This window comes from Pseudomonas sp. RIT-PI-q (assembly GCF_001297125.1).
Taxonomy (GTDB): domain Bacteria; phylum Pseudomonadota; class Gammaproteobacteria; order Pseudomonadales; family Pseudomonadaceae; genus Aquipseudomonas.
On record NZ_LHPC01000050.1, the window covers coordinates 19,990 to 38,105 of the forward strand.

The 18,116-nt window shown below is 58.8% G+C and carries 19 protein-coding genes and 1 tRNA gene; 6 read left to right on the forward strand and 14 right to left on the reverse strand.

Annotated elements, in window-relative coordinates:
- Window positions 1-78 precede the first annotated feature (78 nt).
- Both AEQ67_RS26180 and AEQ67_RS26185 read left to right on the forward strand, forming a co-directional pair.
- Window positions 79-2,040 (forward strand): oxidoreductase, encoded by a 1,962-nt coding sequence (locus AEQ67_RS26180; protein WP_059406669.1) that lies wholly within the window; start codon window positions 79-81, stop codon window positions 2,038-2,040.
- A gap of 160 nt (window positions 2,041-2,200) precedes the next feature.
- Entirely contained in the window at window positions 2,201-2,797 is a 597-nt protein-coding gene (locus AEQ67_RS26185) for a cupin domain-containing protein (RefSeq protein ID WP_059406670.1), read from the forward strand.
- Between the two features lie 50 nt (window positions 2,798-2,847).
- Here AEQ67_RS26185 and AEQ67_RS26190 read toward each other — a convergent pair whose 3' ends face one another.
- The 6 genes from AEQ67_RS26190 to dapA form a co-directional block, all read right to left on the reverse strand.
- Complete coding sequence (locus tag AEQ67_RS26190) at window positions 2,848-3,183, reverse strand: hypothetical protein (RefSeq protein ID WP_059406763.1); 336 nt, start codon at window positions 3,181-3,183, stop codon at window positions 2,848-2,850.
- 182 nt (window positions 3,184-3,365) lie between these two features.
- Window positions 3,366-3,455 (reverse strand) — tRNA-Ser (locus AEQ67_RS26195).
- An 83-nt stretch (window positions 3,456-3,538) separates the two neighbouring features.
- Window positions 3,539-4,252 carry a phosphoribosylaminoimidazolesuccinocarboxamide synthase gene (gene purC, locus AEQ67_RS26200; RefSeq protein ID WP_008034929.1) on the reverse strand — a complete coding sequence of 238 codons (714 nt, stop codon included), beginning with the start codon at window positions 4,250-4,252 and terminating at the stop codon, window positions 3,539-3,541.
- A 28-nt stretch (window positions 4,253-4,280) separates the two neighbouring features.
- Window positions 4,281-5,039 (reverse strand): MBL fold metallo-hydrolase, encoded by a 759-nt coding sequence (locus AEQ67_RS26205; RefSeq protein ID WP_059406671.1) that lies wholly within the window; start codon window positions 5,037-5,039, stop codon window positions 4,281-4,283.
- Window positions 5,040-5,043: 4 nt separating this feature from the next.
- A complete protein-coding gene (bamC, locus tag AEQ67_RS26210; protein WP_059406672.1) occupies window positions 5,044-6,159 on the reverse strand; it encodes an outer membrane protein assembly factor BamC in 1,116 nt (371 codons plus the stop codon).
- Between the two features lie 17 nt (window positions 6,160-6,176).
- Window positions 6,177-7,055, reverse strand: a complete 879-nt coding sequence (dapA, locus tag AEQ67_RS26215) for a 4-hydroxy-tetrahydrodipicolinate synthase (RefSeq protein ID WP_059406673.1) — start codon at window positions 7,053-7,055, stop codon at window positions 6,177-6,179.
- Window positions 7,056-7,384: 329 nt separating this feature from the next.
- On the opposite strand from dapA, the gene AEQ67_RS26220 reads away from it, so the two are divergent.
- Entirely contained in the window at window positions 7,385-7,945 is a 561-nt protein-coding gene (locus tag AEQ67_RS26220) for a glycine cleavage system protein R (protein WP_010462255.1), read from the forward strand.
- Between the two features lie 10 nt (window positions 7,946-7,955).
- Window positions 7,956-8,429, forward strand: a complete 474-nt coding sequence (locus tag AEQ67_RS26225; RefSeq protein ID WP_059406674.1) for a peroxiredoxin — start codon at window positions 7,956-7,958, stop codon at window positions 8,427-8,429.
- A gap of 110 nt (window positions 8,430-8,539) precedes the next feature.
- On the opposite strand, the gene AEQ67_RS26230 is transcribed toward AEQ67_RS26225, so the two are convergent.
- On the reverse strand, window positions 8,540-9,610 hold the full coding sequence (locus AEQ67_RS26230; protein ID WP_059406675.1) for an AI-2E family transporter: 1,071 nt from the start codon (window positions 9,608-9,610) through the stop codon (window positions 8,540-8,542).
- Window positions 9,611-9,641: 31 nt separating this feature from the next.
- Window positions 9,642-9,881, reverse strand: coding sequence for a sulfurtransferase TusA family protein (locus tag AEQ67_RS26235; protein WP_059406676.1), 240 nt, complete (start codon window positions 9,879-9,881; stop codon window positions 9,642-9,644).
- Window positions 9,882-9,979: 98 nt separating this feature from the next.
- On the opposite strand from AEQ67_RS26235, the gene AEQ67_RS26240 reads away from it, so the two are divergent.
- Window positions 9,980-11,413: a M48 family metalloprotease gene (locus AEQ67_RS26240; protein ID WP_059406677.1), complete on the forward strand. Its 1,434-nt coding sequence runs from the start codon at window positions 9,980-9,982 to the stop codon at window positions 11,411-11,413.
- 66 nt (window positions 11,414-11,479) lie between these two features.
- Here AEQ67_RS26240 and AEQ67_RS26245 read toward each other — a convergent pair whose 3' ends face one another.
- The 4 genes from AEQ67_RS26245 to rpoE form a co-directional block, all read right to left on the reverse strand.
- The gene (locus tag AEQ67_RS26245) at window positions 11,480-12,907 is read right to left on the reverse strand and encodes a DegQ family serine endoprotease (RefSeq protein ID WP_059406678.1); all 1,428 of its coding nucleotides are present in this window, start codon (window positions 12,905-12,907) and stop codon (window positions 11,480-11,482) included.
- 182 nt (window positions 12,908-13,089) lie between these two features.
- A complete protein-coding gene (locus AEQ67_RS26250) occupies window positions 13,090-14,046 on the reverse strand; it encodes a MucB/RseB C-terminal domain-containing protein (protein ID WP_059406679.1) in 957 nt (318 codons plus the stop codon).
- 8 nt (window positions 14,047-14,054) lie between these two features.
- A complete protein-coding gene (locus AEQ67_RS26255; protein ID WP_059406680.1) occupies window positions 14,055-14,642 on the reverse strand; it encodes a sigma-E factor negative regulatory protein in 588 nt (195 codons plus the stop codon).
- A 30-nt stretch (window positions 14,643-14,672) separates the two neighbouring features.
- Window positions 14,673-15,254 (reverse strand): RNA polymerase sigma factor RpoE, encoded by a 582-nt coding sequence (rpoE, locus tag AEQ67_RS26260; RefSeq protein ID WP_007944079.1) that lies wholly within the window; start codon window positions 15,252-15,254, stop codon window positions 14,673-14,675.
- A gap of 557 nt (window positions 15,255-15,811) precedes the next feature.
- Between rpoE and nadB the strand changes: the two genes are divergently transcribed.
- A complete protein-coding gene (gene nadB / locus AEQ67_RS26265) occupies window positions 15,812-17,428 on the forward strand; it encodes an L-aspartate oxidase (RefSeq protein ID WP_059406681.1) in 1,617 nt (538 codons plus the stop codon).
- Here nadB and AEQ67_RS34310 read toward each other — a convergent pair.
- Window positions 17,397-17,849 carry a protein YgfX gene (locus AEQ67_RS34310; protein WP_082377959.1) on the reverse strand — a complete coding sequence of 151 codons (453 nt, stop codon included), beginning with the start codon at window positions 17,847-17,849 and terminating at the stop codon, window positions 17,397-17,399. The genes nadB and AEQ67_RS34310 overlap by 32 nt on opposite strands.
- Window positions 17,833-18,087, reverse strand: a complete 255-nt coding sequence (locus AEQ67_RS26270) for an FAD assembly factor SdhE (RefSeq protein ID WP_007944081.1) — start codon at window positions 18,085-18,087, stop codon at window positions 17,833-17,835. The genes AEQ67_RS34310 and AEQ67_RS26270 overlap by 17 nt, the downstream gene beginning before the upstream one ends.
- Window positions 18,088-18,116 lie beyond the last annotated feature (29 nt).

Here is an 18,116-nt window from a genome sequence, read left to right on the forward strand (position 1 = left end):
GGTAAATTTCTATAGGCAAATAATAACAACGCCGAAAACCCGGCCTTTCGGCTTCAGCCTGCCTGGAGTACCCGTCCCATGCCGACCTCGTCCCCCGCATTTGCGCACCTGTTCGAACCCTTGCAGCTGCGAGGCAAGCGCCTGAAAAACCGCATCATGTCCAGCGGTCACGACACCTCTATGCCCACCGACAACCTGGTCAACGACCAGCTGATCGCCTATCACACCGCGCGAGCCGAAGGCGGTGTCGGGCTGATCGTGTTGCAAGTGGCCGGTGTGCATGACAGCGCGCGGTACACCTCGCATGTGCTGATGGCGACCGACGATGCCTGCATCGAGGGTTATCGAAAAATCGCTGAGAGTTGCCATGCTCACGGCACGGTGGTGCTGTCGCAGATTTTCCATCCCGGGCGAGAAATCATGGAGTCCAGCGATGGGCTGCTGGCCGTTGCCTACTCGCCTTCAGCGGTGCCCAACGACCGTTTCCGGGTGATGCCGCGCGCGCTGGACCAGGCGATGATCGATGAGATTGTCGCCGGTTATGGTGCCGCTGCCCGGCGCCTGTTTCAGGCCGGGATCGATGGTGTGGAAGTGGTCGCCAGCCATGGTTACCTGCCGGCTCAATTCATCAACCCGCGGGTCAACCGTCGCACTGATAGCTATAACGGCGAACTGCAGCAGCGCCTGCGCTTCCTGCGCGAAGTGATCGCCGCCGTGCGCGCCAACACCGATGAACACTTCATCATCGGCCTGCGCATATCCGCCGATGAACGCGATCCCGAAGGGCTGACCGAGAACGAATCCCTGGCCGCTGTGCAGTTACTGCAACCGCTTCTGGATTACGTGCACATCGTCGCCGGCACCTCGGCGTCATTAGGTGGCGCGGTGCACATCGTGCCGCCAATGGCGATCGAAGCGGCTTATCTGGCCAGGGAAGCCGGCACGTTCAAAGCCAGTCTATCGATTCCACTGTTCGTCACCGGGCGCATCAACCAGCCGCAAGAAGCCGAACTGATTCTGGCGCGCGGTCAGGCTGATGTCTGCGGCATGACCCGCGCGTTGATTTGCGACCCGCAAATGCCCAACAAAACCGACACTGGCCACGTCGAAGACGTACGCGCCTGCATCGCCTGCAATCAGGCATGCATTGGCCACTTTCACAAAGGCTTGCCGATTTCCTGCATCCAGCACCCGGAAACCGGGCGCGAACTGATTTTCGGCAAACGGCAACCGGCGATCCACCGCAAACGCATCATGATTGCCGGCGGCGGCCCGGCCGGGATGAAAGCCGCTGCCGTGGCCGCCCAACGTGGGCATGACGTAACCCTCTACGAAGCCAGTTCGCAACTCGGCGGCCAGGTATTGCTCGCGCAACTCTTGCCTAAGCGCGCCGAATTCGGCGGCGCCAGCACCAACCTGCAACGCGAAATGGAACTGGCCGGCGTACGCGTCGTGCGCAACACCCGCGTCGATCGGGCGTTGGTGGAACGCGAGCGCCCAGACATGGTGATCGTCGCCACCGGCGCAGAACCTTATTGGCCGGCGTTCGAGCGCGGCGGTGAATTGCAGGTGGTGGACGCCTGGCAGGTATTGCGCGATGAGGTACAGATCGGCCGTTCGGTCGTCGTCGTCGACTGGCGCTGCGACTGGATCGGCCCCGGCATCGCCGAACGTCTGGTGCGTGCCGGGCATCAGGTGCAACTAGCGGTCAACGGCACCCATTGCGGGGAAAACCTGCCCCTGTACGTGCGCGACCAACTGGCCGGTGAACTGCACAAACTCGGCATCCCGATCACGCCCTACGCCCGCCTGTATGGATGCGACGACAACACCGTCTACCTGCAACACACCGCCAGCGGCGAACCGATGCTGTTCGAAAACATCGACACATTGGTGCTCTGCCAAGGTCATCAACCGGTCGACACCCTGGGCGCCGAACTGCAAGGCCTGGTCGCGTTCCGGCGCATCGGCGACTGCCTCGCGCCACGCACCGCCGAAGAAGCCATCTACGAAGGTTTGAAAGTCGCCTGGGAGCTTTAAGGCTGTTTATACTCCGGGACCATTTTCCTGTAGGAGCGAGCTTGCTCGCGATGATCGTCAACGATAATGCGTGCTTACCGGGTATGCGCGGTGTTTCTGAATTCATCGCGAGCATGCTCGCTCCTACGAGATTCACGTTCGACCCGGTTCGGAAATCACCATGAGCAATAAGAGCACGGAACGGTCCGCAACCGGCGCCGCCGAACAACACTTCCTCGGCACACGGATCCGTGGCCTGCGCAAACGTCGGGGCATGACCTTGGCGGAACTGGCGCAGATGAGCGAGCTGACGGCAGGGTACATCAGCCAACTCGAACGCAACCTGGCGTATCCCTCCATTCCCGCACTGTTCAACATCGCCCGTAGCCTGGGCGTGACCATTCAGTGGTTCTTTGCCAGCGAAGCGCAAACGGCACCCGAAGACGACGGCATCGTGGTGCGTAAAAACAGCCGGATGAGCGTGCATTACGAAGACGGCATTGTTGATCACCTGCTGACGCCACAGCCGAATCGGCAGTTGGAAATGCTGCATTCGCGGTTTCCGCCTGGGACTTATAGTCAGCAGAGTTACAGCCATGAAGGTGAAGAGGCTGGGTATTTGCTGTCGGGGAGTTTTGAGCTATGGGTGGGGGATCGGCATTTTCAGCTGGGCGAAGGGGATAGTTTCAGCTTTTCGAGCCAGGAGCCGCATCGGTATGGGAACCCTGGGGATGTGGATGCAGTGGTGATTTGGGTGATTACGCCGCCTTCGTTTTGAACAGCGTGGTCATACACCCTGAAAAATCCATTTCCAAAAGCTGACTAATGTCAGTTCGCTGATTTCTGCTGAGTTGAATCATCAGCAGGCAGGCTTAATGGCTGTTCCGGTGATAGCCCCGCCTCGTTATCAACTTCTGCTTGTGGTTGGAGGATGACCGGTTCAGAAGGAGGCACGACACTTCGTACAGCCCAGTCAATCAGTGAAAGGACTCCAAAAACGATGAAGCCGAAGATAAGCCCAACCACCACTATGCTTAAAGGGTGAATTTGTGCTGCATCAGGGCTTTCCATCATGTACAGGAACGCCTGAATAGAAGCGGTCAGGCACGCCGCAACGGCTGCCATCAGCTTCACAATCAACCAAATCCGCCGCCATCTGTTCATGCATTTCCCCGTCATCCGGTGATTTGCTCTGTATGCATGATAGCTAATGACTCGGAAGAGCCTTTCTTAGGTTCCAGGATTTGGGCGAAAGCGCACTTTGTTCCTGCGCTTGGGCACATAGAAAAAACCCCAGAAACAAAAAAGCCCCGTAACTTTTCAGCTACGGGGCTTTTTCTATGTAATGGCGGAGAGATAGGGATTCGAACCCTAGGTACCGGTGAAGGTACAACGGATTTCGAATCCGTCCCATTCGGCCACTCTGGCATCTCTCCAACGGCGCGCATCATAACAACACTTTTGCCGGAAGCGAACCCCCTAAGCGAAATTTTTCCGTGCTATCAGATGCTTGCGTCGATTAAAGCGGTACACCCAGACGATTGGCGACTTCTTCGTAGGCTTCGATGACGTCACCGAGGCCCTGGCGGAAGCGGTCCTTGTCCATTTTCTTGCCGGTGGCTTTGTCCCACAGGCGGCAGCCGTCCGGGCTGAATTCGTCGCCCAGGACGATGGAGCCGTCGGAGAACACGCCGAATTCGAGTTTGAAGTCGACCAGCAGCAGGCCGGCGTCGTCGAACAGTTTGCTCAGGACTTCGTTCACCTTGAGCGACAGTTCTTTCATGCGAACCAGTTGCTCGGCGGTGCCCCAACCGAATGCCACGACGTGGGATTCGTTGATGAACGGGTCGCCCTTGGCGTCGTCCTTCAGGAACAGTTCGAAGGTGTAAGGGTTGAGCTTCATGCCCTCTTCGACGCCCAGGCGCTTGACCAGGCTGCCGGCGGCGTAATTACGCACGACGCACTCGACCGGGATCATGTCGAGTTTTTTCACCAGGCATTCGTTATCACCCAGCAGTTTGTCGAATTGAGTCGGCACGCCGGCTGCTTCGAGTTTTTGCATGATGAAGGCGTTGAACTTGTTGTTCACCATGCCTTTGCGGTCGAGCTGCTCGATGCGCTTGCCGTCGAACGCCGAGGTGTCGTTGCGAAACAGCAGGATCAAGCGGTCAGCGTCGTCGGTCTTGAAAACCGATTTGGCTTTGCCGCGGTAGAGTTCTTCACGTTTTTCCATGATGGGCTCCGCTTGCTAAGTAGGTGGGCTAGGCGATGTGTCGCCAGTCGAGCCCTGAATCTTGATCGGCCAGTTGCAGCCAGTCCGGGTCGCACCCGAGGGTGTCGACAAAACATTGCCGGGCCAGCTGCGGCAGGTTGTTCTTGCTGCTCAGATGGGCCAGGACCAGGTGTTGCAGGCCTTGCCAGCCCAACTCGGACACCAGGAATGCCGCCTGGTGGTTGTTCAAATGTCCCAGTTCACCGCCCACCCGCTGCTTGAGAAAGTACGGGTAGTGACCGCGAGCCAGCATGTCACGGCAATGGTTGGACTCGATCATCAACGCATCGAGGTCCCGATAGCCGTCCAGCACCTTGTTGCAATACGAGCCCAGGTCGGTCAACAGGCCGAAGCGCCGTTCACCGTCACTGAAGACATATTGCGTCGGTTCCTGTGCATCGTGGGCCACGGCAATGACACCGATGTTCAAGTCGCCGATCTGCAGTTGCTCGCCGCCGGCCAGAAAGCCTGCGGGTTCAATCGGTTTGCGCATCCCGCGCAGGGTGCCGCGACTGAGGTAGACAGGCAGATTGTAGCGCCGAGACAGCAAACCCACGCCATGCACGTGGTCGGCATGTTCGTGGGTCACGAGTATCGCGCTCAACTGCGCAGGGTTTACCCCCAGGCGCAGCAGGCGTTTTTCGGTTTCCCGCAGGGAGAAACCACAATCCACCAGCACATACGTATCAGCGCTGGCTATCAGCGTGCCGTTCCCTTGGCTACCGCTGCCGAGAACGGCAAAACGCATGAGATCAGCCCAGGTTGTCTTGAATCACGCTCAACACTTTGCGCGCCACGTCTGCCGGCGCCACGGTGTTGATGTTTTTCTCGACGGTGACCTGCACGCTGTCGCCCACTTTGCTCAGGCGAACCTGATAACGCTCGGCGCGGGCTTCAATTTCTTCCTTGTTCGGCGCACTGCCGAACAGGCTGCTGAAGAAGCCTGGCTTCTCGTCTTTCTTCTCGGCTTTTTCCGCCAGGTTGATGTAGTACAGGCCCAGGCTGCGGTTGATGTCTTCAACGCGCCATTCGCCCTGTTCCAGCGCACGACCGACGCTCGACCACGCACGGTCCAGGTCCGTACCGACGTTCAGTACCGGGTTGCCGCTGCCGTCTTCGCTCAGGCTGACGCGATTTGGCGTATCGGAATCACGCGAAGCCAGCATGGAGACCGAACCGCCCTTCTCCGAGATGCGGCTCATGCTCGCGAGCATGTCGTCGACCAGTGCCGCGTCCAGGCCAGTGTTGACCGAACGGTTGGTGAAGGCCACGTCGGAGGTACTGCCGGCAGGACGCTCGGCGGTGACCACATAGACTTCGCTGGTGTTGCGCTGCACACCCGGCTCGATACGCACACGAGCGCGGACTTCGTTGTCAGCACTTATACCGGCGGCGCTCAGGCGCTTGGCCATTGCTGCCGACAGTTCGTCGGAATGCTGCCAGGTAGTGGTGAATTCGCCGGTTTGCGGGCGCTGTTCGTCCAGACGGAAACCGTTGTCCTGAAAGAACTGCACAGCCACTGGCCAGACTTCGGCTGGCGGGTTCTGAGCCACGATCCAGCGCGAATCACCGCTCTTTTGCAGCGAGTAGGCGCTGACGTCGGCAGAGGCCGAAAGCGGTTGCGGACGTGGCACGACGTATTCGCCCTTGACGGTGTCATCGGCGACGTTGCGCGGGATCGGCAACAGCGGATCCAGACGTTTGGCGGTGCTGACATCGGTTGGCAGTTGCATCGGTGCAGTCTGTTGCGCTTCCAGGTAATCGCTACCACGGTCACGGAAATAACCTTCCGGGCCCCAGACCCATCCACAGCCACTGGTGCTGGAGATGATCAAGGCAAGTGCGGAAAGTCCGGCCATTCGCTTCATGCGTTGTACTTCCTCAATTAAACCAGGACGCCGGACTGGCGCATGGCCTGCCGCAGCGGTTCGTGACAGGCAGCGCTGAGCCAGGTGAGCGGCAGACGGATACCGTCCGGCATCAAGCCCATTTCATGCAGTGCCCATTTCACGGGAATAGGGTTGGATTCGATAAATAGGGTTTTATTGAGTGGCATCAGCTTTTCATGGATGGCGCGGGCCGTGACGGCATCGCCTTGCAGAGCAGCGTTGCACAGGTCGGCCATGTCACGCGGAGCAACGTTGGCGGTCACCGAGATGTTGCCTTTGCCGCCGAGCAGGATCAGTTCGACTGCGGTGGCGTCGTCACCGGAGATCACCAGGAAGTCTTTGCTGACACCGTCGATGATGGCTTTGGCACGAGACAGGTCGCCGGTGGCTTCCTTGATACCGATGATGTTTTTCACGGTCGACAGGCGGATCACGGTGTCGGCCAGCATGTCGCACGCGGTCCGGCCAGGCACGTTATAAAGGATCTGCGGGATGTCGACGGCTTCGGCGATGGCCTTGAAGTGCTGGTACAAGCCTTCCTGGGTCGGCTTGTTGTAGTACGGCGTCACCAACAGGCAGGCATCGGCGCCGGCGGTCTTCGCATTGGAGGTCAGTTCGATGGCTTCGCGTGTCGAGTTCGCACCCGTACCGGCAATCACCGGGATGCGCCCTGCAACCTGCTTGACCACGTAACGAATCACTTCGATGTGTTCGTTCACGTCGAGGGTGGCCGATTCACCTGTAGTGCCGACCGCCACGATGGCGTGGGTGCCGTTTTGCAGGTGAAAGTCCACCAGTTTGCTCAAGCTGTCCCAGTCGAGACGACCTTGTGCATCCATGGGTGTGACCAGTGCCACCATACTGCCCGCAATCATGCAACCGCTCCTGCCGGAAAAAGAGAGCCGTAATGGTACTGGCGCCAAGATGCTTGTACAAGCGAAGTACTGCACTGCTGCCATTCCCCTTGGCGCTGCTTTTCGCTACCCTTCAGACTTTGATCGGTACTGATAAGCTCGTACGCCGGGTTCCAGCCTCCATTTTCGGCATCACAAGCCCCGATCCAGCGTTGCCACCCTTCGCTCCTGCCACTCTGGAGCACGTTGCAACCTTGCGGCTCGGGCTTTCTGAATTCGCATCCGCAGGCTCGTTCCCGGTAAAAAAAGCCCGTAGAAGTATCGACCGCTCATCGCTTTAGGAATGCTGCATGTCCACCCCCACAGTTCGCGAACAATTCCTTGTCATCAGTGCCCTCGGCGCCAACCCCATGGAGCTGACTAACGTCCTGTGCCGCGCCAGCCATGAAAACCGCTGCGCCGTGGTCACCTCTCGCCTGACGCGTCATGGCGAGTGCAGTGCGTTGATCCTCGAGATCTCCGGTAGCTGGGACGCCCTGGCGCGCCTGGAAGGCAGTCTGCCGGGCCTTGCCAAGAAGCACGCCTTCACGGTCAACGTGGTGCGCAGCGCAGCCCTGGAGAACCGTCCCCAGGCCCTGCCTTACGTCGCCTACGTCAGCTCGGCCTACCGCTCGGACATCATCAACGAGCTGTGCCAGTTCTTCATGGACCACAACGTCGAGCTGGAAAACCTGACCTGCGACACGTATCAGGCACCGCAAACCGGCGGCACCATGCTCAATGCCACGTTTACCGTGACCTTGCCGGCTGGCGTGCAGATCAGCTGGCTGCGCGATCAGTTCCTGGACTTCGCCGACGCGCTGAACCTGGATGCGCTGATCGAACCGTGGCGCCCACAAAACCCAATGTAAGGAAGCTTTCATGGCCGTTGCCATCGACCAACCGGTTGCCGACTTCGAAGCACCCGCGACTAACGGACAGACCGTCAGCCTCGCGGGCCTCAAAGGCAAGCAGGTGGTGATTTACTTCTATCCGAAGGACAGCACGCCGGGCTGCACCACTCAGGGTCAGGGTTTTCGTGATCAGCTTGACGCGTTTAAAGCGGCCAACACCGAAGTGTTCGGTGTGTCCCGCGACAGCCTCAAATCCCATGAAAACTTCAAGGCCAAGCAAGCCTTCACCTTCGAGCTGATCAGCGACAAGGAAGAAGCGCTTTGCCAGTTGTTTGATGTGATCAAGCTGAAGAAGCTGTATGGCAAGGAATACATGGGCGTTGATCGCAGCACATTCCTGATCGATAAGGGCGGCGTGCTGCGTCAGGAATGGCGTGGGGTGAAGGTGCCGGGGCATGTGGATGCGGTTTTGGCGGCTGCCCAGGCGTTGAACAAGGCCTGATTGTTTTGGCGTTTGTCTGGACGCCTTCGCTGGCAAGCCAGCTCCTACAGGGGGCCCGTGATTCTCTGTAGGAGCTGGCTCGCCAGCGAAGAGGCCCTCAAGGTCGGCACTTAAAGCAGCGGCGCAACCTCCGGCTCCTTGCGCGGCCACGCGTCCAGCACCGCCTTGAACAGCGTCGCCAGGGGTATCGCAAAGAACACCCCCCAAAAGCCCCACAACCCGCCAAACAACAGCACCGCACAGATGATCGCCACCGGGTGCAGGTTGACTGCTTCCGAGAACAACAGTGGCACCAGCACGTTGCCGTCCAGGACCTGGATGATTCCGTAGACCGCCATCAAATAGATGAACTGATCGCTCCAGCCCCACTGGAACAGCGCAATCAGCAGCACCGGCACAGTCACCACCACCGCCCCGACGTAGGGCACCACCACCGACACGCCGACCAGCAATGCCAGCAGCGCCGCGTAATTGAGCCCCAACACGACGAAACCGATGTAGGTCGCGCCACCGCAGATAAAGATTTCGATGACCTTACCGCGAATGTAGTTGGCGATCTGTCGGTTCATCTCGTGCGCGACGCGGGTGATCAGCGCCCGCTCACGCGGCAAGTAACCACGCACCCACTGACCGATCATCTCCCGGTCCTTGAGAAAGAAGAACACCAGGATCGGCACCAGCACCAGGTAGATCATGATGTTCACCAGCAGCGGCAGACTCGACAGCGAGAATGTCAGCGCCCACTGGCCGAACTTGCCAATCTCGCCCCGCGCCACTTCGATGGCTTGCAGCACCTGCTCGTCCGACACCAGATGCGGGTAGCGCTCCGGCAGCAGCAACAGCAGTGACTGCCATTTGGCGAGCATGCCCGGCAACTCATTGAACAGCGTGATCAGCTGATGCCAGAGCAACGGCACCAAGACTACGATGAACACCAGCAACACGCCCATGAACAACGCGAAGACCAACCCCACCGCTGCCCCGCCCGGTAGGCGCAGACGTTCGAGGGTCACCACCAGCCCCTGCATCAGATACGCCAGCACCATCCCGGCGAGTACCGGTGCGAGCATGCCGCCCAGCGTCAGTACGGCGGTGAACGCCAGAAACAGCAGCACCGCCAGCACCACGGCTTCTTCGTCGGAAAAGTAGCGCTGAATCCAGTCGCGTAACACCTTGAACATCAATATTCCTTAGAAACGAACGCAGCAGATTTCAGGCTTTTTTCAACCAGTAGCGGTAAACGCCCGCTTCATCTTCTTCACGAAGCAGCGTATGACCGGCCAAACGGGCAAAGGTGCGGAAGTCGCGCTGTGACCCCGCATCGGTAGCAATCACCTTGAGCACCGCGCCGCTGGCCATCTTGTTGAGTTCCAGTTTGGCCTTGAGCAACGGCAAGGGACAGTTCAGGCCGCTGGCGTCCAGTTCCAGGTCATGGGCTACAGCGTCGGTCATCGGGTCACTCCGGGTCAGGTGGTTGAGCGGCTTAGAATATCTGGTCCCAAGCTTACTGTCCGGCTACAGTAAGGTCTTTGTCGACTAAGGCTTTGTGCATGACTTTTTTGCGCCCTACCCTGCTGACGCTCGCTTGCCTGCTCGCCTCACCGGGCTTCGCCGACGACCTGCCGTCACTCGGCGACGCCAGTTCTGCCATCGTCTCGCCGCAACAGGAATACCAGTTGGGCCGGGCCTGGCTGGCGTTGTTGCGCAGCCAGGTTTCCCAGCTCAACGATCCGCAGCTCAAGGACTACGTCGAATCCAGCGTCTACCGACTGGTGGAGACCAGCCAGGTCAATGACCGGCGCCTGGAGTTCATCCTGATCAACAGCCCACAACTCAACGCCTTCGCGGCACCGGGCGGGATTGTCGGGGTCAATGGCGGTTTGTTCCTCAATGCCCAGACAGAGGGCGAATATGCCTCGGTACTCGCTCACGAATTGGCTCACTTGTCGCAACGCCACTTCGCCCGCGGCGTTGAAGCGCAGCAGCGCATGCAAGTCCCGATGATGGCCGCCTTGCTGGCCGGGATCGTGATTGCCGCCGCCGGTGCCGGCGATGCCGGGATCGCGGCCATTGCGGGCACGCAGGCGGCGGCGATTCAGGAACAACGGCGCTTCTCTCGCCAGAACGAGCAGGAAGCCGACCGCATCGGCATCCTCAATCTGGAAAAGGCCGGTTACGACCCGCGTTCAATGCCGACCATGTTCGAGCGGTTGGCGCGTCAATATCGCTTCGACGCCAAGCCCCCGGAGTTCCTGCTGACTCACCCAGTGACCGAATCGCGGATCGCCGACACCCGCAACCGCGCCGAGCAAGCCAAACCGGGCGGCATCGAAGACACGATGCGTTATCAGCTGATTCGTGCGCGGGTCCAGTTGATCTACGAAGAAACCCCTGGGCTGGGCGCCAAGCGCTTTCGCGCGCAGCTTGATGAAAACCCGAAAAATGATGTCGCGCGCTATGGCTTGGCGATTGCCCAGATCAAGGGTGGTCAGCTCAACGAAGCACGGGAAAATCTCAAGCTGCTGCTGGCCAAGTCGCCGAACGAGATCATCTACAACCTGGCCCAGATCGACCTCGACATTACCAACAATCGCCTGCCGGATGCCCAGACCCGGGTCGACCGGATGCTGACTCAGTATCCGGGCAACTATCCGCTGAATCAGGTACGGGTCGACCTGCTGCTCAAGCAGAACCGTGCACCAGAAGCGGAAAAGGCCCTGGAGAATTTGCTCAAGAGCCGTCCGGACGATCCCGACGTCTGGTACATGGTGGCCGAGACACGCGGTTTGTCCGGCAACATCATCGGCTTACATCAGGCCCGTGCCGAATACTTTGCGCTGGTCGGCGACTACCGTCAGGCCATTCAGCAGCTGGACTTCGCCAAGCGCAAGGCTGGCACCAACTTCCCGCTGTCGTCGCGCATCGATGCCCGGCAACGTGAGTTGATGGAGCAGGAGCGCATGATCAAGGACATGATGGGCTGAGTCTTTTGCGCAGGCACAAAAAAACCGCCTCTTTCGAGGCGGTTTTTTATTTAGCCAACAACCGGTTTATTCGGCCAGTTTGAAGGTGATGAAGCTGGCGCGATTTTGACGCAGAACCCGCATTGACACCGAGCGGTTCTTGGGCAGCGCCTTGGCGATCTCCGTGAATTCCTTGGTGGAACCAATCGCCTGATTATTCAAGTGAGTGATCACATCGCCCGGCTGCAAGCCGATCAACGAAGCAGGACCGTCCTGGACTTCCTTGATGACCACGCCGCCCTTGAGGTCGTAGGTTTTCTTCTGCTCTTCGGTCAGCTCCGCCACGGAAACACCCAGGCGATTGCTGCTGCGCTCAACACCGGACTTCGCCAGGGCATCCAGCTCTTTGCCTTCTTCTGGAATAGCGCCGACCGTCAACTCGACTTTCTTGCGCTTGCCTTCACGAATCACTTCCAGATCAGCTTTCGAGCCGGCCTTCAGCGCGCCCACAAGGTGCGGCAGATCGGCGGACATGACGATCGGTTGGCCATTCATGCTCAGGATCACGTCGCCGACTTGCAGATCACCCTTGGCAGCCGGGCCATCCTCCTGTATCTGAGCCACCAGCGCACCGGCAGGCTTATCAAGACCGAACGACTCGGCCAGATCCTTGTTCACTTCCTGAATGACGACACCCAACCAGCCACGACTGACTTTGCCGCCGCTTTTCAGCTGATTGGAAACATCCATGGCCACGTCGATCGGAATCGCGAAAGACACGCCCATGAAGCCGCCGGAACGGGTATAGATTTGCGAGTTGATCCCCACCACTTCGCCCGCCAGGTTAAACAGCGGACCACCGGAGTTACCCGGGTTGATCGGCACGTCCGTCTGGATGAACGGCACATAGTTTTCGTTCGGCAGGCTCCGACCGACGGCGCTGACGATGCCTTGGGTCACGGTATGGTCGAAACCGAACGGCGAACCGATCGCCACGACCCATTGGCCGGCTTTCAGGTCCTGGGATTTGCCGAGCTTGAGGACCGGCAGATCCTTGCCTTCGATTTTCAGCAATGCCACATCGGACCGTGTATCGGTGCCAACCAGCTTGGCTTTCAATTCACTGCGGTCGGCGAGACGAACGAGAATTTCGTCGGCATCGGCGATCACGTGGTTGTTGGTCAGAATGTAGCCATCTGGCGAGATGATGAAACCCGAGCCCAAGGACTGGGCTTCACGCTGGCGATCGCCGCGAGGCGAACGCGGCTGTGGAAAGCCACGTTCGAAGAATTCGCGCAGGGCCGGTGGCAAGCCTTCCAGATCAGGCATGTCCTGGCTCGACACTTTGCGGTCCGGTAGTTTTTGCGTGGTACTGATGTTCACCACCGCGGGCGAGGCCTGCTCGACCAGTTGCGTGAAATCAGGCAATTCGACTGCTTGCGCAGAGACTGCCTGACCCAGCACCAGCACGGTGGCAAAAATGGACAGATAAGACTTCAAGCGTGGTATCGACATACGGCTCCCGTTACGACGAGCGTGGTTAAGCAATATGGAGCAAGGAACACCGGGAAAGATACGCCGGTATTTTTGTTCCGGGAACAACAAAACAAGGCCAGAGCCGAGGGGCTCTGACCTATAAAAAATTTTGGATTGTTTTGCAAATTGAAATGCTCACCAAACATTTCGATCTCGGCTCACTACTTGGTTGCAGTGGCGTCGGTGCGCATCGACAGCGCAATCCGTTCTGCGGTCCCGATAGGAATCTCGCCGACCACCGTGACCATCATCTCGCCTTGCGGAGTCGTCAAGCGCCGGGAAACGGCAACGGTTGGCCCCAACTGGGTGCGGGTGTCGGTGACAGTTGCGCCGTTGAGCGGCTCCAGGAACACCGAGAAACGCGCCAGCCCATCGTCATACATCAGACTGTTGACCTGGGTTTTGGTCTCTGGGTCCTTGCGCGCACTGCTGCTTGTCAGCTCGAAGCCGGGTGGCAACCAGTCCGAATGCCAGACCTGTGCGACCTTGGCGGCAGAAGCCTTGTCGACGTCCAGGGTGACAGCCTTGCAATCATCACCGGGTTGCAAGTCTTTGTCGCTTGGGACATCAGCAGTGTCCAGTTGCGTGAACTGGAATCGCTCCAGCAACTGCCCTCTCTCATTGAGCAGCAACGATTTGAGAGGCAAACCGGTTTCTTTATCCAGATGCAGCTCAAAACCGTAGCGGTGTTGATCACGCGGCGTCAGTGAAACGATCACTGCCGCACGCCCGGCCACACGCGACTTGCCGATGACGGCAAGGTCGTACCAATTCTTGAGTTTTTGTGGATCGAGTGCACGAGCAGCGGAATTGGGAGAATCCCCAAGCCCTGCCATCAGGGTGCCGCTGACGCATTGAGTATGCCCATCAATGCGCACGACTTCCTGTGCCGAGCCGTCGAGCTGGAGTAAACGCTCGCGGACCTTGCCATCCTGGACGCGGTGCCAGATGTTATGGGTAGAAAAACTACCGTTACGCTCGTATACAAAAGTGCCGTAAAAGCTTTGCTGTTGCTCGGCTTGGCCCAGACGGGTCAACCAGTTCTGGGCTTCATCAGCATGGGCTGGAACAACAAACCAGCCACCGAGCAGAAGCGAAAGTAGAGGGATGGCGCGCATGATCCTCCTTAACGGTTTTCCAGGCTTGCTGCACGAGCGTAAGGCAGAGCGCTCTCAGTACCTTTCAGTGCAGCCTGTTGAGCATGTTGGCGCAAGTAGCCTGGCATACGCTGATCGTGCCAGCCTGGCTGACCTTGCAATACACCGTTGGCCATAGGGCCAGTGGCATCCGAACTCTCATTGTAGCCTGCTAATACAGCTGGGCCTTTAACTTGAGGAACAGCCAGACCTGGTTGGCTCGATTGCTGTGCCAATTCGACACCGGCGATTTCGTCCTGGTTGTACAGACGTACACCTGCCAGTACGGCAACAGTGACCGAAGCAGCAACTGCCAGACGACCCAGGCTGCGCCAAGGACCACGGGAAGCTTTTGCTGGTACAGCCTCGTCAGCCAGAGCAGCGGAAACTGCCGCAGCGATGTCCAGGCGTGGAAGCAGCAGATCCTTGTGCATCACTGCCCGAGCGATCTGATAACGAGCCCATGTATCACGGGTTTCAACATCGTCGAAGGCATTCAACACCCGACGCAATTCCAATTCGTCCGCTTCGTTATCCATCACTGCGGACAGCGATTCCTGCAGGGCTTCACGACTCATGGCGTTCCTCTCTTGGCTGTCGCCGCTGTCTCAGTTTTCCTGCAACAACGGCTGCAGGGCTTTATCGATGGCTTCCCGAGCGCGGAAGATCCGGGAGCGCACGGTACCCACCGGACATTGCATGACGGCCGCAATGTCCTCGTAACTCAGACCATCGAATTCACGTAAAGTTAAAGCCGTACGCAAATCTTCTGGCAGTTGCTGAATGGTTCGATGGACGGTGCCTTCGATCTCATCCCGCAGCAAAGCCCGTTCTGGCGACTCGAGATCCTTGAGGCCATGATCGCCATCGTAGAACTCTGCATCCTCGGAACTGACATCGCTATCCGGCGGCCGACGGCCGCGTGAAACCAGATAGTTTTTCGCCGTGTTGATGGCGATGCGGTAAAGCCACGTATAAAACGCACTATCTCCGCGAAAATTTCCAAGTGCACGGTACGCCTTGATAAAGGCTTCCTGTGCCACATCCTGGGCTTCATGGGTGTCGTGCACGAAACGCACGATCAACCCGAGAATTTTGTGCTGGTATTTCAGCACTAGCAGATCGAAAGCTCGCTTGTCGCCGCGTTGAACGCGCTCGACCAGCTGCTGATCCTCTTCCTGGGTTAGCATGAACACTCCTCGATAAGCTCGGAGGAGGCTTGCATAACTAAACGACCAGACTTGCAAACATAGACTCGGGCTTTTCGCAAAAGTTCTCCCCCTCCAAGCAAGTTTCCTGCGGGCTCTGATTTGGCACGCACGAAAAGCGCAGCGCGGGTTAACCCGGCTGCGCGAATAATCTTGTCATCGGATTCGCCAGCAAGGATCAAACCGCAATCCCGCACTGAAGCCGACACTGTCCCTTGATTCAGGCAACGGTCTATTGATCTTGGCCCTTTGGCAAAAGTTCCAATTATTTATAGCTGCCCGAACCGACATTGTGCGTGTATGAATAGAAAAAGACTGTTAAATCCACGATACAGTCCCCTTGTCGCCGAACCGGTCGAAAAAACATCCGACGAAGCGTCCGGTCTTTTCAGTCACAGTAGTTTCACAATGCCATGTGAGCTCGGCTATTGTGCCGCTCCCCCCCTCTATATACTAGTGGGCTGTGTGGCTGCCTGACCTCGCCGATCCAGGTGTTTGGCGCCAACCCCGACCCGGGTCGCTTTGAGCGGAATCCTGAAATGAGCCAACAGTTTCAACACGATGTTCTGGTAATTGGCAGCGGCGCTGCCGGCTTGAGCCTTGCGCTGACCTTGCCCGGTCATTTGCGCATCGCCGTATTGAGCAAAGGCGACCTCGCCAATGGCTCGACTTTCTGGGCCCAGGGCGGCGTCGCTGCCGTCCTGGACGACACCGATACTGTGGAATCCCACGTCGATGACACGCTTAATGCCGGTGGTGGCCTGTGTCATGAAGACGCCGTGCGCTTCACCGTCGAGCACAGTAAAGAAGCGATTCAATGGCTGATCGACCAAGGCGTGCCCTTCACCCGCGATGAACAATCCGGCACCGAAGATGGCGGATTCGAGTTCCACCTGACCCGCGAAGGCGGCCACAGCCATCGGCGCATCATCCACGCCGCCGACGCCACGGGCGCAGCGATTTTCCGAACCCTGCTCGCCCAGGCCAGGCAAAGACCGAACATCGAATTGCTGGAACAGCGGGTTGCAGTCGATCTGATCACCGAAAAACGCCTCGGCCTTGAAGGCGATCGCTGCCTCGGCGCTTATGTGCTCAATCGCGCCAGCGGCGAAGTCGACACCTACGGTGCCCGCTTTGTGATCCTCGCGTCCGGAGGCGCCGCCAAGGTCTACCTCTATACCAGTAACCCTGATGGCGCCTGCGGTGATGGCATCGCCATGGCCTGGCGTTCTGGCTGCCGGGTGGCGAATCTGGAGTTCAACCAATTCCACCCCACCTGCCTGTATCACCCGCAGGCCAAGAGCTTCCTGGTCACCGAAGCATTGCGTGGCGAAGGTGCGCACCTGAAGCTGCCCAACGGTGAGCGTTTCATGCACAGATTCGACCCGCGTGCAGAGCTGGCACCACGGGACATCGTCGCCCGGGCCATCGACCATGAGATGAAACGCCTGGGTGTCGATTGCGTTTATCTGGACATCAGCCACAAGCCCGAAGCGTTCATCAAGTCGCACTTCCCGACGGTGTACGAACGCTGCCTCGAGTTCTCCATCGACATCACCAAACAGCCGATTCCGGTGGTGCCGGCGGCGCACTACACCTGCGGTGGGGTGATGGTCGATCAGCACGGGCGCACCGACGTGCCGGGGCTGTATGCCATTGGCGAAACCAGCTTCACCGGCCTGCACGGCGCCAACCGCATGGCCAGCAACTCGCTGCTGGAATGTTTCGTTTACGCGCGTTCGGCGGCGGCGGACATTCTTGAACAGTTGCCTCAGGTGTCGATTCCTGTCGCCCTGCCCGTCTGGGATGCGAGCCAGGTGACCGACTCGGATGAAGACGTGATCATTGCGCACAACTGGGACGAACTACGGCGCTTCATGTGGGACTACGTGGGCATCGTGCGCACCAACAAGCGCCTGCAACGAGCTCAGCACCGCGTGCGGTTGCTGCTGGACGAAATCGATGAGTTCTACAGCAACTACAAGGTCAGTCGGGACTTGATCGAGCTGCGTAACCTGGCCCAAGTGGCCGAGCTGATGATCCAGTCAGCGATGGAACGCAAGGAAAGTCGCGGCCTGCATTACACCCTCGACTACCCGAATATGCTGCCAGTTGCGCTAGACACTATTCTGGTGCCGCCCACCTACGCCGACTGAACGTGAGCCGAACCCGCAGGCGTCGGTGCACATCCGCCGCCTGCGAATCCCGGGGCACACAAATCGCCCGGACCCGCCGCTCGCCGCGCAAACGAAAACGCAGCACCACAACTAACGGCAGCGCCAGGCTGTCCGGACGCAGCTGCACCGGTTGCCAACCCGTCGCTTGATTCCACAACTGCCAGCCATCGGCATCGCGACGCGAGCCGCGAAATGCCTGCGGGTGCGTCAGCAGAATCTGCCGCGGTAATGCCCAACAGCCGTGCGCAAGACACAGCAGAACGCCGGGCAGGCTGGCCCAGATCGGTATTGAGAGTAAACAAAGCGAACCCAGCGCGAACAGCTGGGCCAGTAGATACGCCGCCAGCAACTGCCGTGAGGCATGCCAGCGGCATTCGAACGAGTTACTTGGGCTGGACACGATCCAGGATCATGCGAACCATGCGCTGAAGCTCCGGATCTTCCGATTCGGCGCGTTCCATGAACCAGCCGAACATGTCCTGATCTTCGCATTCGAGCAGCTTGCGGTAGCAATCGCGGTCGACATCATTGAGGTGCGGATAGACCTCTTTCACGAACGGCACCAGCAATACGTCAAGCTCAAGCATGCCGCGGCGGCTGTGCCAGTAGAGGCGATTCAGTTCAACATCTTCGACCATGGAGCGCTCCTCAAATAGGCGGCAAGTAT